Genomic DNA, 15,008 nt, shown 5'->3' on the forward strand with positions numbered 1-15,008 from the left:
TATAGAAAGAAAAGAGGTAAATACATTTATGGAATTAAAACACGTTATCCCGAACATGGAAAAGACATTCGGAAATTTAGAGTTTGCAGGTGAGAATAAAGTGGAACAGCGTAGGATCAACGGACGTATGACGGTAGTTTCCCGTAGCTTCAACCTTTATTCGGACGTACAGAGGGCAGATGATATTATCGTCGTGCTGCCTGCGTCTGCTGGTGAGAAGAACTTTGAATCAGAGGAAAAGGTAAAACTTATCAATCCCAAAATTACCGCAGAGGGCTATAAAATCGGCACAAGAGGATTCACAAACTATATCCTGTCAGCAGACGATATGGTGAAAGCATAAGGAGGGAAAAAGATTATGAGATTAGCAAACGGAATCATCATTGATAAGGAAAAGACATTCGGAGTATTGAAGTTCTCGGCATTGCGTCGTGAGGTACATATCCAGAATGAGGACGGTACGGTTTCTGAAGAAATCAAATTACGTACCTACGATTTGAAGTGCAAGGAACAAGGACGTATGATACAGGTAAGTATTCCTGCTGCTGTTCCGTTAAAGGAATTTGACTACAACGCAGAGGTGGAAATCATCAATCCTGTGGCTGATACGGTGGCAACTGCTACCTTTCAAGGGGCAGACGTTGACTGGTATATCAAGGCAGATGATATTGTTTTGAAAAATAAACGAGTGTCTAAAAACGCTACTGAACTACCAAATAAAAACTGATAGTATTATTCATTGTTTCCAATAATTAGAAGTGATATAATTATTAAAAATGTTTTAAGGAGATATGTGTATGGAGTTGATTAATTTCATTAAAGATAATTGGGTCAATCTTGGTTTGATTATAGTAGGTTTATCTGCTGTATGGATTTATAAAGCACAGGAAAAGGGGAAATTGCGTGACGCTGCTTCTTTAGTTGTTTTGCAGATAGACGAACTTCAAAAGCGTGTACAAGAAATTCAGTCTTATATAACTAATCAAGGTTTAAATTTAACTGCCTTTTATGAATCACTTCCCTTAATTGATGTTAATCATTGGAAAAACTATAAGCATTTATTTATTCGCAGAATAGATAACAAAAGTTATGATAGTATAAATAAATTTTACCAATATGTTACTTCTATGCAAGAGCAACAAGAACTGATACGCAATTTGCAAAGGAACTATTTTTTTGTAAAACAAAGTGCTTTATGTAATGTGGAAATTTCATTTATTGTTGAGACATTGAAAGAAGTTGATTCAAGTTCTGTATCCAGCAAACAATTACAAGAGCTTATGCAAGCCACTTCCGTAGTAACTAATGAAAATCAGCAAGAAGTTTTAGCAAATTTAATTAGACAAATCGAACAAAATAATCCGAATATTGATATGGATAGATTTTGGGGGATTTATCAAAATAAACGAAGAAGATTTATAACTATTACAAATGGGGATTCTTTAACTCCATACACGCCCGAACAAATATCAGTGACATTACAATCACTTCTAAACCAATATAATTTGTTAGAAATATCAGGAATCGAAGGATATAGAAAGCTTCGTAAAATAGCTAAAATGACAAGGAAATAATATGTAAGCAGTAAATCTATAAGGTTTGCTGCTTTTTTCATGGAAAGGAGGATTTTATATGCCACTATACAAAAAAAGAGGAAACCGTATCAGAGCCAGTGACAAGTCGCTGGTTTTTCGTTTCTCGGCTAGTTCACTGTTCCTGTTGTTCCTTGCTGTGATTATGCTGCTGAACCTAAAAGCAATCCTAACAACGGACTGGAAATCGGTTCATCTTATGCAAGATGGTAGCGTCCATTTTACCGTCACGCCATACATGATAGTTACAATCATTGTGGCAGCTCTGGTCTGTGTGATTGCTGCCTTTTTGTACCGAAGATTCCAGTATGACAGGGTAAAGCAGCTCTTTCACCGTCAAAAGCTGGCAAAGATGATTCTTGAAAATGGCTGGTATGAATCGGAAACCACACAGGACAGCGGATTTTTCAAGGATTTACCAGCGACCAGCAAAAAAGAGAAAATTACCTATTTTCCAAAACTGTATTACCGTATGGATAACGGACTATTGTATATCCGTACAGAAATTACGCTGGGGAAATATCAAGACCAGCTTTTACACTTGGAAAAGAAGCTGGAAACAGGCTTATATTGTGAGCTGGTTTCCAAAGAATTAAAGGACAGCTACGTTGAGTATGTCTTACTCTATGACACTATCGCAAACCGTATCACCATCAATGAAGTACAGGCTGAAAATGGCAGCTTGCGTCTAATGAAAAATGTCTGGTGGGAGTATGACAAGCTCCCACACATGCTGATTGCTGGCGGCACTGGTGGCGGTAAAACTTACTTTATCCTCACTATCATTGAAGCTCTGCTCCGTTGCAATGCAGTCATGTATGTGTTAGACCCGAAGAACGCTGACCTTGCGGATTTATCCGTCGTCATGCCAGAAGTCTATTACAAAAAGGAAGATATAACCGCCTGTATTGATAGGTTCTATGACGGTATGATGGCAAGAAGTGAAGATATGAAGCTCATGGAAAACTACAAGACAGGTGAAAACTATGCCTATCTCGGTCTTGCTCCGCACTTTTTAATCTTTGATGAATATGTGGCGTTTATGGAAATGCTGACGACAAAGGAAAACGCTGCTGTGCTGAATAAGCTCAAACAGATAGTCATGCTCGGACGACAGGCAGGTTACTTTCTTATTCTCGCCTGTCAGCGACCAGACGCAAAATACCTCGGTGACGGAATCCGTGACCAGTTCAACTTCCGTGTCGCATTGGGGCGTATGTCAGAACTGGGCTATTCCATGATGTTCGGAGAAGTAGACAAGGACTTTTTTCTGAAACAGATCAAAGGACGTGGCTATGTCGATACAGGAACAAGTGTCATATCCGAGTTTTACACTCCCTTTGTACCAAAAGGACACGATTTTCTAAGAGAAATAGGCATACTCTCACAAAACAGGCAGGACGGACAGGCGGCGTGCGAAGCAAAAGCCGCAGGTACGGACTAGCCTGTGTTGGTGTGGCTTGCCACACCAACCATTCGCCCCCATTATCTAACAGGGGGGCACAAATTATCTGGAAACAGTTATAAAAATATCGGGAAGTCCTTGAAAACAGCGGACTTTTCAAACATTCAAGGGAGTGTGACAAAATCGGTAAATGTCACATTCCTTTTTCGATTGGAGGGATTTTTACTGAATGATACCGACTGGATAAACAAGCTCAAAGAACAACGGACGCAGTACGGCGTTTCCCAGAATCAGCTTGCGGTCATGGCTGGTGTCAGTCGTGAATACATCAGCAGGCTTGAATCTGGAAAAGTAGCCTTGACAGAAGAAATCAAGGTGAAACTCACGGACGCTCTGGATAAACTGAATCCAGAAAATCCGCTGGAAATGGTCTTGGATTACGTCAGAATCCGATTCCCCACACAGGACGTAAAACACGTTGTGGAGGATATTCTTAAATTAAGGCTTGATGTGATGATACATGAGGATTTTGGCTTCTACTCCTATGCGGAACATTACGTCTTGGGTGATGTGTTCGTGCTGGCTTCACCCGATAAGGAAAAAGGCACATTGCTAGAGCTGAAAGGTAAAGGCTGCCGCCAGATGGAAAGTTACCTTTTGGCACAGCATAGGAGCTGGTATGACTTTCTCATGGACGCTCTGATAGAGGGAGGTGTGATGAAACGTCTTGACCTTGCCATCAACGATATGGCAGGAATCTTAGACATTCCAGAGCTGACAGAGAAATGCAACCATGAGGAATGTATTTCCGTATTCCGCAGCTTCAAGAGCTACCGTAGCGGTGAGCTTGTAAGAAGTCAAGAGCAAGACAGATACGGTATGGGAAATACATTGTACGTCGGTTCGCTCAAATCGGAAGTCTATTTCTGTATCTACGAAAAGGACTATGAACAGTATGTAAAGTATGACATAGCCATTGAAGATACGAAAATCAAGAACCGTTTTGAAATAAGGCTAAAGAATGAGCGAGCCTATTATGCGGTGCGTGACCTGCTGACTTACCACGACGCAGAACGTACCGCTTTCGATATTATCAACCGCTATATGCGATTCGCTGACAAGGAGGTGGATAAGCGACGCAGCGAATGGAAAACCAATGAGAAATGGGCGTACTTTATCGGTTCTGATCGTGGGCGTTTGAAACTGACGACCAAACCAGAACCGTACACGCTCACAAGGACGCTGAACTGGATAAGCAGACAGGTAGCTCCCACATGGAAAGTCTTACAGCAGATAGACAGTACCAACGGTACGACTTACCTCAAAGATATTTTAGACCATGCGAAGCTCACCGAGCGTCATAAAAAGCTGATTGAACAACAGACGACTTCCACAGAGGAAATCATCAGTAAGGAGGAATGACAACATGAAGCATATCTTATTTGACTTCTTCCTGTTCTCACTTGGGGCAGGATTCGGAGTAGTGACTATGTGTCTTATGCAGTCTGCAAAAGCCGCAGACAGAGAAATTGAAATGATGGAAAGGAGAAAGAGATAATGAATTTCGGACAGAACTTATACAACTGGTTTTTATCTAACGCACAATCCCTTGTGCTTATGGCAATCGCTGTTATCGGGGTGTATCTCGGATTCAAGCGTGAGTTTTCCAAACTTATTGGATTCTTGGTGATTGCCTTAATTGCTGTCGGCTTGGTATTCAATGCCGCTGGCGTGAAAGACGTACTGTTACAGTTATTCAATAAGATTATCGGGGCGTAATATATTGTTTTTTCTTCCAGTATTTTGATATACTAGAGAAAAGGTAATTTAAATCTGGGAGGAATAAATCTTATGCTTCAATATGCTTTAAATAAGAGCTTTGAAGAAATGCAAACAGTAATTAAGCTTGCTGAAAGTGATTTGAATAATGATGAATTAAAAAAGGAAGTCAATTATAGGGTTGGTACATTTCTACATTGGTTATTGGATTATTATGAATGGTTAGAAAAAACTTATAAAGGAAAACTGAATAAAAGTGATATTTCTTTTTTCAGCGGATTAAGATATGCTAACAATAAATTGAAACATGACCCTAACGTAATTCAAATATATGAGCGTACAGGAGGTTTTACTTTTCCAATTACATTTCCTCTATCCATTGAAAAAATTGAATTTAAGTGGGGTAAGATTGATGTGGAAAAAAATCCAAAGTATCAAAACCAGTATGATAATTACGTTACGTATATTGATGGAAAAGAAATCATTACTCTATCACAACAGGCATTGAAGCAACTAGAAAATTATAAGTAAAACAAGCTGACAGCAGCTAAATTAGTTGCTGTTTTTTATTTGTAAAAATCAAAGATTGGAGGACAACATGAAAACAGATATTTTTGAGGATATGAAAGAGCTGGTCGGCTGTAAAGATGTTTCAGACCTGCCCTATAGAAAACGCAAGGTATGGGAAGAAATCAAACGACAGTCACTGCTTGCCTATCCAAAAGAACAGTTAGAAAAATTTTCCCATTATGTATTCGGTGTAGATTATGCTGTTATAATGGGAATACTGGATATGATGAAAGGAAGTGACAGACCATGCAGGAAATGCGAATCTACCTGTTAAACAATACAAAACCTTACCACGACGAGGACGACGGTTACTCTGGCGACTGGTTCAACTGCCCGATAAATTTTGATGAAGTCAGAGAAAAGTTAGGTGTAGAGAATGAGGAACAGGTCGAGATTGCAGACTATGAGCTGCCATTCCATATCAACACCGACACACCGATATGGGAAATCAACGCCCTTTGCCGCTTCGTGCTGGAAATAGACGGTACGCCTATCGGTAACGAAATGAAAGCCATTCAGCAGAAATGGTTTGACAGCTTCGAGGACTTTATCGACCATAAGGACGAGATACGTTACTATGATGTGGGTGACGGTGCAGCACTGGCAGAATACCTTATCTGTGAGGAAAATATATTCGGTGAGATTCCCCACGAATTACAGAAGCATATCGACTACCATTCCTACGGAAACGAGCTGGAAATGGACGACAGATACCTTTTCACAACAAGCGGTGTATTCCGTTATCAGTAAGGGGTGATGTGGTATCGAAGAAATGCGAATCTATATCGCCAATCTGGGGAAATATAACGAGGGTGAGCTTGTAGGTGCGTGGTTCACACCGCCTGTCGATTATGATGAGATGGCAGAACGTATCGGCTTGAATGATGAATACGAGGAATACGCAATCCATGATTATGAGCTGCCCTTTGAGATTGACGAATACACACCCATTGAGGAAGTCAACCGCCTGTGTGAAATGGTGGAGGACTTACCAGAGGACATACAGGACGAGCTTTCAGAGCTGCTCTGCTATTACAGCAGCTTGGAGGAATTGTGCGAACACGCAGACGACATTATCCATTATCCCGATTGTGACGATATGACAGACGTTGCCTATTACTTCATAGATGAATGTCAAAGCCTTGGTGAGATACCAGACAGGATAAGGAACTACATAGACTATGAAGCCTACGGTCGTGACCTTGATTTAGAGGGGCGTTTTGTCGTCACCAATCATGGCGTGTTTGAATGTCCGTATTAGCAATGACAACTGAATATCTTATTATCAGCCAGTTATCAATGAACTGGTATTTTTTATGCAGCAGCTTGTGAAAACAGGCTGCTGTTTCCATTTTAAGAGAAATCTTCAAAGAAAGGAGCTGTGAAAAATGAAGAAAATCAAAAGCTATACAAGCATTTGGAGCGTGGAAAAAGTCATTTATGCCATTAACGACTTTCAACTCCCGTTCCCTCTCACGTTCAGTCAGATGGCATGGTTTGTCGTGTCGCTGTTCGTGGTTATCCTCTTTGGGGAGCTGCCGCCCTTTAACATGATTGACGGTGCGTTCCTCAAATACTTTGGAATCCCTGTCGCTTTTACATGGTTCGTGTCACAAAAGACCTTTGACGGGAAAAAGCCTTTTGGGTTCTTGAAATCCTGTATCTCGTTCTTCCTGCGACCAAAAGTGACCTATGCAGGAAAAGCCATCAAGCTGAAAAATGAAAAATTCAATACCGCTGTTACAGCAGTTAGGAGTGTGATGTATGTTCCCGATTAAATATATCGAAAACAATCTGGTGTTCAACCATGACGGTGAGTGCTTCGCCTACTATGAGCTGACACCTTACAATTATTCGTTCCTGTCACCAGAGGAAAAGTACATGGTGCATGACAACTTCCGTCAGCTTATCGCCCAGAACCGTGACGGGAAAATCCATGCCTTACAGATTGCCACAGAAGACAGCTTGCGTGCGGTGCAGGAACGCTCAAAGAAAGGAATCACAGGCAGGTTGAAAGAGATAGCCTGTAAAAAGGTAGACGAACAGACCGAAGCGTTGGTTGAGATGATTGGGGAAAATCAGATTGACTACCGCTTTTTTCTTGGCTTCAAGCTGCTGGTGAATGAGGAAGAAATCAGCTTAAAGGGCATGAAAAAATCAGCGGCTATGACCTTTGCCGATTTTATCTATGAGGTCAATCACAAGCTCATGGGCGACTTTGTTTCCATGAGCAATGATGAAATCAACCGATTCATGAAGATGGAAAAGCTGCTGGAAAGTAAAATATCAAGACGTTTCCAGTTCCGCAGACTGGATAAGAACGACTTCGGGTATCTCTTGGAACATATCTACGGAAACACGGGTGTTGCGTACAGTGATTATACCTATGAGCTGCCTGTCAAGAAGCTAAAGCGTGAAACGCTGGTAAAGCGATATGACCTTATCCGTCCGACACGCTGCATGATAGAGGAAAACCAACGATACCTAAAGATTGAACGTGAAGATCAGACAACGTATGTTGCCTACTTCACGATTAACAATATCGTGGGTGAGCTGGACTTCCCATCTTCGGAAATCTTCTACTATCAACAGCAGCAATTCACGTTTCCTATTTCCACTTCCATGAATGTAGAGATTGTAACGAATAAGAAAGCCTTAACCACAGTCCGTAATAAGAAAAAGGAATTGAAAGATTTGGATAACCATGCGTGGGAATCCAATAACGAAACAGGAAGTAATGTCATGGACGCTCTGGATTCGGTGAATGAGCTGGAAACCAGCTTAGACCAGTCAAAGGAATCCATGTATAAATTATCTTACGTTATCCGTGTAGCTGCTGATTCTCTGGACGAGCTGAAACGACGCTGTGATGAAGTCAAGGACTTCTACGACGATTTGAATGTGAAGCTGGTACGCCCATTCGGGGATATGCTCGGCTTACATGGTGAATTTATCCCATCAAGCAAGCGTTACATCAATGACTATATCCAGTATGTCACTTCTGACTTTCTCGCTGGTCTTGGATTCGGTGCGACACAGCAGCTTGGGGAAACGGACGGTATCTATATCGGTTACAACCTTGACACAGGGAAAAATGTATATCTAAAACCCAGCCTTGCCGCACAGGGCGTAAAAGGCTCTGTCACCAACGCATTAGCGGCAGCGTTCCTCGGTTCGCTCGGCGGTGGCAAGTCATTCTGTAACAACCTTATCATCTATTATGCGGTGCTGTTTGGAGGGAAAGCGGTCATTGTAGACCCGAAATCAGAGCGTGGCAACTGGCAGGAAACACTACCCGATATTGCACATGAAATCAAGATAGTCAACCTTACCAGTGAGGACAGGAACAAAGGACTTCTCGACCCGTATGTGATTATGAAGCGTACAAAGGACGCTGAAAGCCTTGCGATTGATATTTTAACATTCCTTACGGGCATTTCTTCCCGTGATGGTGAGAAGTTCCCTGTCCTTAGACGTGCAATCCGTTCCGTTACGCAAAGTAAGCAGCGAGGACTACTCCATGTCATTGATGAATTAAGGAAAGACGGTTCGCCTGTTGCAGAAAATATCGCAGACCATATCGAGAGCATGACAGACTATGACTTTGCACACCTCTTATTCTCGGACGGTGATGTGGAGCAATCCATCAGCTTAGACAGGCAGCTCAACATCATACAGGTAGCAGACCTTGTGCTGCCAGATAAGGACACAAAATTTGAAGAATACACTACTATGGAATTATTGTCAGTGGCAATGCTTATCGTCATCAGTACCTTTGCCTTAGACTTTATCCATTCAGACCGCAGTATTTTCAAGATGGTGGATTTGGACGAAGCATGGACGTTTTTACAGGTGGCACAGGGAAAGACTCTCTCTAACAAGTTGATTCGTGCTGGTCGTTCCATGAACGCCGCTGTTTACTTCGTCACACAAAACTCTGGTGATGTGGACGACGAGAAAATGAAGAACAATATCGGCTTGAAGTTTGCCTTTAGAAGCACGGATATAAAGGAAATCAAGAATACCCTTGAATTTTTCGGCGTGGATAAGGAGGACGAGGGCAACCAGAAGCGATTGCGTGACTTAGAGAACGGACAATGCCTGTTTCAAGATTTGTATGGGCGTGTAGGTGTTATCCAGATTCACCCTGTATTCGCTGATTTGTTCCATGCCTTTGATACCAGACCGCCCGTACAGACGGAAGAATCGAGGTGAAGCCTATGCGTAAACGAAAAATCCTGAGATTCTTCGGTATCGCTCTGCTGGTGGTTCTCGGTGTGCTGGTGTTCCTATCTATCACAGGCACGGTGGCTCATGCCGCTGGTCTGGTTGACAGTACAGTGAGTGACGCTAACGCCTATTCTAAATATCCGCTGGAAAACTACCAGCTTGACTTTTACGTTGACAGCTCGTGGGACTGGCTGCCTTGGAACTGGTTAGACGGTATCGGGAAAAGTATCCAGTATGGCTTGTACGCTATCACAAACTTTGTCTGGACGGTGAGCTTATATATTTCCAATGCAACGGGATATGTGGTACAGGAAGCCTACAAGCTGGACTTTATCTCTGATACTGCAAGCTCTATCGGAAAGAACATTCAGACGCTTGCTGGTGTCACGCAAAGTGGTTTTTCCAGTGAGGGATTCTATGTGGGATTCCTGCTTATCCTCATTCTGGTAATGGGTATCTATATCGCCTACACAGGACTTATCAAGCGGGAAACCACAAAAGCGGTTCATGCAGTCGTCAACTTCCTTGTGGTCTTTATCCTGTCAGCGTCCTTTATTGCTTACGCTCCGAACTATATCAGTAAAATCAATGATTTTTCCGCTGATATAAGCAGCTCGGCATTATCGCTCGGTACAAAGATTGTGCTGCCCGATTCCAACAGCAAAGGGAAAGACAGTGTGGATTTGATAAGGGACAGCCTGTTTTCCATACAGGTGAAACAACCTTGGCTGCTCTTGCAGTATGGGGAATCCGATATTGACAAGCTCGGCTCTGACCGTGTGGACAGCCTGTTAGAAGCAAGCCCAGATACGGACGACAGAGAAGATATAGTGGTTGAGGAAATCGAGGATAAGGACAATGCAAACCTAAGCGTTACAAAGACCATGAGCCGATTAGGAACAGTGGTATTTCTGTTCATCTTCAATATCGGAATCTCTATCTTTGTATTCCTGCTTACTGGCATGATGATTTTCTCACAGGTGCTATTCATCATTTACGCTATGTTCCTGCCTGTCAGCTTCATTTTATCCATGATACCGACCTATGAGGGCATGGCAAAAAAGGCACTTACGAAGCTGTTCAATACCATCATGTTAAGGGCAGGTATTACGCTGATTATCACCACAGCATTTAGTATCTCAACTATGTTTTACTCAATTTCTTCTGGCTACCCGTTCTTCATGGTGGCATTTTTACAGATAGTCACTTTTGCAGGAATCTACTTCAAGCTCGGTGACTTGATGGCAATGTTCAGTCTGCAATCTTCCGATACACAGCAGGTCGGCAGACGTATCATGCGGCGACCTTATATGTTCTTAGGCAGAAGTGCAAGACGCTTGGAGCGTAAAATCGGCAGGACGGTTGCGGCTGGTGCTGCTGGCGGTGTAGCTGGTGCGGTGGTCGCTTCAAATAGCCGCAAGGCTGATACAGCAAAAGGAAACAGTCATACACGACCAAACCATGACACCGCTTCTGATACTTCCACTTTTGGGAAACGTGCTGGTGCGAAAGTCGGTGCAGTGCTTGATGGTAAAGACCGCTTGAAAGATAAGGCAAAATCCATTAGACAACAGGTCAAGGATATGCCGACACAGGCACAGTATGCAGTACATAGCGGTGTAAACCAGATACAGGAAAATGTATCAGACTTCAAGCGTGGCATTGTGGAGGAAAAAGCGACCAGAAAACAGGGTCGTGCAGAGAAACAAGATAAGCACAGACAGACAGTTGCGGAAAAACGTATGGAACTGGATAAAGCGAAAGAAAGCACAGGATTAGTGACAAAAGGAACTGCCCCTGTGCATGAGCGACCAGTGACAACGCTTGTATCTGCAAAAGCAGCTCCACAGGTGGCAGCTTCTAAGCAGGAGCAAACGGTCAAGGAACGTCCTGCTGTTACAAGGGAACAATCTTCTGTAAAGAAAGAGCCTGTTACGAAACAGCAGGATAATGTGAGGACGCAGGTTGTCAGAGAATCCTCTCCAACCGTGAAACAGGCTTCAACAGCAGCTACAAAACAATCTGTCCGTCAGACCATGCAATACCAGAAGCAGACAAAGTCCGTACAGAAAAAGACCACAAATCCGTCAACCATGAAGAAAACGACCAGCAGGAAAGGCGGTAAGAAATGAAGCTAAGACACTTCGCTGTGTTCGGTGGGATTTTCACGGTGATTATTTGTCTGCTTTTGTTCCTGTTTATCGTGACCGCAGATGATGAAGAAAACAGCACTTCCCACTTTGATTTTTCTGGACTGAATCTGTCAGAGGAAGTGCTGAAACATCAGCCGACGGTAGAAAAATATGCGAAAGAATATGGAATTTCGGACTATGTGAACTATCTGCTTGCCATCATGCAGGTGGAATCTGGCGGTACAGCTACGGACGTTATGCAGTCGTCAGAATCAATGGGGTTGCCGCCTAATTCCCTCTCGACGGAGGAATCCATCAAACAGGGGTGTAAATACTTCTCGGAGCTTTTAAAATCCGCAGAAGCGAAAGGCTGTGACATTGATACAGTGGTACAAGCCTATAACTATGGCGGTGGCTTCATTGACTATGTGGCGAAGCATGGAAAAAAGTACACTTTTAAACTGGCTGTCAGTTTCGCTAAAGACAAATCGGGCGGTGTCAAAGTCACCTATAAGAATGAGATTTCCATTAAGGAAAATGGCGGCTGGCGTTATAAGTATGGAAATATGTTCTATGTCCGTCTGGTGAACCAGTATTTAGCTGTTCCCAGTTTCGGTGACGCTACCGCACAGGCAATCTTCAAAGAAGCATTGAAGTATCAAGGCTGGAAGTATGTCTTTGGCGGCAGCAATCCGAACACCAGCTTTGATTGTTCTGGTCTTACGTCTTGGTGCTATGGGAAAGCTGGTATCAGTCTACCTCGTACCGCACAGGCACAGTATGACGCTACGCAGCACATACCGCTGTCACAGGCGAAAGCTGGTGATTTGGTATTCTTTCACTCTACTTATAACTCTGGAACGTATGTCACCCATGTGGGAATCTATGCAGGAAACAACAGAATGTATCACGCTGGAGACCCTATCGGATATGCAGATTTAACAAGCCCCTACTGGCAGAAACACTTGATTGGTGCTGGTCGGGTAAAATCAAAATAGAAAGGAAATGGTACTATGATATTTAAGAAAAAGGACAAGGAATCAAAACCGAAAAAAGAGAAAAAAGTGCCTGTGATGAAAGTCGGCACACACAAAAAAACCGTGATTGCCTTATGGCTGGTGCTGATTGCAAGCGTCAGCTTTGGGGTGTATAAGAATTTCACCGCCATTGATATGCACACGGTACATGAAAAAGAAGTCATTGAACAGCGTATTGTCGATACCAACAGGATAGAGAACTTTGTCAAGGCATTTGCGAAGTCCTACTATTCTTGGAGCAACACGCAGGAATCCATTGATAAAAGAACCGTGGCAATCAACAACTATCTGACTAAGAGCTTGCAGGATTTGAATGTCGATACGGTAAGGCAGGATATACCCACAAGTGTGGCGGTTACGGACGTAAAGATTTGGGATATAGAACAAGCTGGAACAGACGACTTTACCGTTGTCTACTCGGTAGATCAGACGGTAACGGAGGGTGAAACGTCAATCGGCTACACTTCCGCTTACATGGTAGTGGTTCATGTAGATGGTGACGGGAACATGGTTATCACACAGAATCCGACCATCAGCAGCACACCGACAAAATCCAGCTATGAACCAAAGACAAAGGAATCTGACGGAACGGTGGACGCTGCCACTACGGAGGAAGTGACAGAGTTCTTGGAAACATTCTTTAAGCTGTACCCTACCGCTACGGAAAAAGAGCTTGCCTACTATGTATCTGGAAATGTGCTTGAACCTGTAAACTGTGATTATCTGTTTTCAGAGCTGGTGAATCCTATCTTTATCAAAGATGGGAAACAGGTCAAAGTTTCGGTATCGGTGAAGTATCTCGACCAGAGGACAAAGGCAACACAGATTTCACAGTTTGATTTGACGCTGCAAAAAGATAGTAACTGGAAGATTGTGAGATAATATGATGAAAGGCTTGCATTTCGCATATAAGAATGAAATGCAAGTCTTTTTATAGTGAATGAATATTATTCATTGACTTTTGCTTCTACAGATTGTATAATACGAAACTGAAAGGAGGCTTATGTTTATGGATAGTATAAAAGAGAGGTCAAAAATAGCTTTTAACCAACAAGCACTTACTTATGATAAGGATATAAAAGGTCAACACGCCAGAAATCTTTATCCTTACATATTAAATATGCTAAAAGATAGACATTTTTCCTCTATCTTAGATTTAGGGTGTGGTACGGGAGAACTTCTTTATCAAATACAACAAATATATCATTCAAAAGATTTAACTGGTATAGATATATCTGATAAAATGATTGATATAGCTAATAGAAAAAAGATTAACAATGCTCATTTTGTAATGGGTGATACAGAAGATTTACCCTTTAAAAATAGTACATTTGATATTGTTGTTTGTAATGATTCTTTTCATCATTATCCGGCACCAGAGAAAGTATTAGACGAAGCATATCGTGTTTTAAAAGACAGTGGCATAATTATTATTGGTGATTGCTGGCAGCCATTATTTGCACGACAGCTAATGAATCTGTATATGAAATACAGTAAGGAGGGTGATGTAAAAATATATTCCAAAAAAGAAATGATTAACCTTTTATTAAACAAATTCCATAATGTTAATTGGGAGCGTATAGGAATTACTTCTTGTATATCATTTGCGACAAAATAGATATGAGTGAATATCAGTCATTGACACTTTATTTTGTAAATGTTACTCTATAAAAAAGGAGGTTTTTGTATGCGTATTTCCAAAGAACCAGAAGCAAGAAAACAAGAAATATTAGAAACCGCTATGAAATTATTCGCTGAAAAAGGATATGAAAAAACGTCCATATCTGATATTGCAAAAGAAATTGGAGTGGCACAAGGGCTATGTTACCGCTATTTTCCATCAAAAGATATTCTTTTTCAAACGGCAATCAATGAATATGCAAATATATTAGTCGATAAATTAAAAACAAACATCAATATTGAACAGGATTCTATAAAGGATATTTTAAATCATATGGAAGTATTATCGGAAAGTACAAATGATACATATTATGATATATTCCATAATGAAAAAAATAAAACTTTTCACGACTTATTATCCTTAAGTGTATGCAAAAAGTTAGTGCCTGTCGTTGCAAAACTGATAAAAAATGCAAATGTAACGGGAGAGCTTAATGTTTCTGATGTAGAATCATATGCTAATTTTTGTGTATACGGTCAGCTTGGAATTTTGACAGATGATAATTTGTCATCAGAAGAAAAAAACAGAAAGATAAAAGCAATTTTATTTGATTTATTCAAGCTATAATCTTTCCCCTGCTTT

General features: G+C 41.7%; 18 protein-coding genes. All 18 read left to right on the plus strand.

Translation table 11 applies throughout. From position 1 onward, the window contains the following. The first annotated feature begins 28 nt into the window (after window positions 1-28). The 18 genes from NQ558_RS04240 to NQ558_RS04325 all read left to right on the plus strand — a co-directional run bounded on the left by NQ558_RS04240 (window position 29) and on the right by NQ558_RS04325 (window position 14,993). Window positions 29-343 (plus strand): YdcP family protein, encoded by a 315-nt coding sequence (locus tag NQ558_RS04240; RefSeq protein WP_005363246.1) that lies wholly within the window; start codon window positions 29-31, stop codon window positions 341-343. A 15-nt stretch (window positions 344-358) separates the two neighbouring features. Beyond that, entirely contained in the window at window positions 359-727 is a 369-nt protein-coding gene (locus NQ558_RS04245; protein ID WP_005363242.1) for a YdcP family protein, read from the plus strand. 70 nt (window positions 728-797) lie between these two features. Continuing rightward, window positions 798-1,574: a hypothetical protein gene (locus NQ558_RS04250; RefSeq protein WP_005363237.1), complete on the plus strand. Its 777-nt coding sequence runs from the start codon at window positions 798-800 to the stop codon at window positions 1,572-1,574. A gap of 58 nt (window positions 1,575-1,632) precedes the next feature. Then, window positions 1,633-3,036 carry a helicase HerA domain-containing protein gene (locus NQ558_RS04255; protein ID WP_005363228.1) on the plus strand — a complete coding sequence of 468 codons (1,404 nt, stop codon included), beginning with the start codon at window positions 1,633-1,635 and terminating at the stop codon, window positions 3,034-3,036. Between the two features lie 186 nt (window positions 3,037-3,222). Then, the gene (gene mobT / locus NQ558_RS04260; protein WP_459539771.1) at window positions 3,223-4,419 is read left to right on the plus strand and encodes a MobT family relaxase; all 1,197 of its coding nucleotides are present in this window, start codon (window positions 3,223-3,225) and stop codon (window positions 4,417-4,419) included. Window positions 4,420-4,423: 4 nt separating this feature from the next. Then, entirely contained in the window at window positions 4,424-4,555 is a 132-nt protein-coding gene (locus tag NQ558_RS04265; RefSeq protein WP_005363224.1) for a DUF3789 domain-containing protein, read from the plus strand. Then, entirely contained in the window at window positions 4,555-4,776 is a 222-nt protein-coding gene (locus NQ558_RS04270) for a hypothetical protein (RefSeq protein ID WP_005363222.1), read from the plus strand. The genes NQ558_RS04265 and NQ558_RS04270 overlap by 1 nt, the downstream gene beginning before the upstream one ends. A gap of 72 nt (window positions 4,777-4,848) precedes the next feature. Continuing rightward, complete coding sequence (locus NQ558_RS04275; protein WP_005363220.1) at window positions 4,849-5,307, plus strand: hypothetical protein; 459 nt, start codon at window positions 4,849-4,851, stop codon at window positions 5,305-5,307. Window positions 5,308-5,374: 67 nt separating this feature from the next. Further along, window positions 5,375-5,620, plus strand: a complete 246-nt coding sequence (locus tag NQ558_RS04280) for a hypothetical protein (protein WP_005363219.1) — start codon at window positions 5,375-5,377, stop codon at window positions 5,618-5,620. Continuing rightward, window positions 5,593-6,096, plus strand: coding sequence for an antirestriction protein ArdA (locus NQ558_RS04285; RefSeq protein WP_040447184.1), 504 nt, complete (start codon window positions 5,593-5,595; stop codon window positions 6,094-6,096). Before NQ558_RS04280 ends, NQ558_RS04285 begins: the two co-directional genes overlap by 28 nt. A 22-nt stretch (window positions 6,097-6,118) precedes the next feature. Continuing rightward, complete coding sequence (locus tag NQ558_RS04290) at window positions 6,119-6,607, plus strand: antirestriction protein ArdA (RefSeq protein WP_005363217.1); 489 nt, start codon at window positions 6,119-6,121, stop codon at window positions 6,605-6,607. Window positions 6,608-6,734: 127 nt separating this feature from the next. Continuing rightward, entirely contained in the window at window positions 6,735-7,124 is a 390-nt protein-coding gene (locus NQ558_RS04295) for a conjugal transfer protein (protein ID WP_005363216.1), read from the plus strand. Then, the gene (gene tcpF, locus NQ558_RS04300; RefSeq protein ID WP_005363215.1) at window positions 7,111-9,561 is read left to right on the plus strand and encodes a conjugal transfer ATPase TcpF; all 2,451 of its coding nucleotides are present in this window, start codon (window positions 7,111-7,113) and stop codon (window positions 9,559-9,561) included. The genes NQ558_RS04295 and tcpF overlap by 14 nt, the downstream gene beginning before the upstream one ends. 5 nt (window positions 9,562-9,566) lie before the next feature. After that, window positions 9,567-11,708: a CD3337/EF1877 family mobilome membrane protein gene (locus tag NQ558_RS04305; RefSeq protein ID WP_005363214.1), complete on the plus strand. Its 2,142-nt coding sequence runs from the start codon at window positions 9,567-9,569 to the stop codon at window positions 11,706-11,708. Continuing rightward, on the plus strand, window positions 11,705-12,706 hold the full coding sequence (locus NQ558_RS04310) for a bifunctional lytic transglycosylase/C40 family peptidase (protein ID WP_005363209.1): 1,002 nt from the start codon (window positions 11,705-11,707) through the stop codon (window positions 12,704-12,706). The genes NQ558_RS04305 and NQ558_RS04310 overlap by 4 nt, the downstream gene beginning before the upstream one ends. Before the next feature lie 18 nt (window positions 12,707-12,724). Further along, complete coding sequence (locus NQ558_RS04315; protein WP_330594363.1) at window positions 12,725-13,627, plus strand: conjugal transfer protein; 903 nt, start codon at window positions 12,725-12,727, stop codon at window positions 13,625-13,627. Between the two features lie 127 nt (window positions 13,628-13,754). Next, window positions 13,755-14,363, plus strand: a complete 609-nt coding sequence (locus NQ558_RS04320) for a class I SAM-dependent methyltransferase (RefSeq protein ID WP_040447182.1) — start codon at window positions 13,755-13,757, stop codon at window positions 14,361-14,363. A 69-nt stretch (window positions 14,364-14,432) separates the two neighbouring features. Next, window positions 14,433-14,993 carry a TetR/AcrR family transcriptional regulator gene (locus NQ558_RS04325; protein WP_040447180.1) on the plus strand — a complete coding sequence of 187 codons (561 nt, stop codon included), beginning with the start codon at window positions 14,433-14,435 and terminating at the stop codon, window positions 14,991-14,993. Window positions 14,994-15,008: the final 15 nt, after the last annotated feature.

It is taken from the genome of Eubacterium ventriosum, from assembly GCF_025150745.1.
In the GTDB taxonomy this organism is placed as follows: Bacteria; Bacillota; Clostridia; order Lachnospirales; family Lachnospiraceae; genus Eubacterium_G; species Eubacterium_G ventriosum.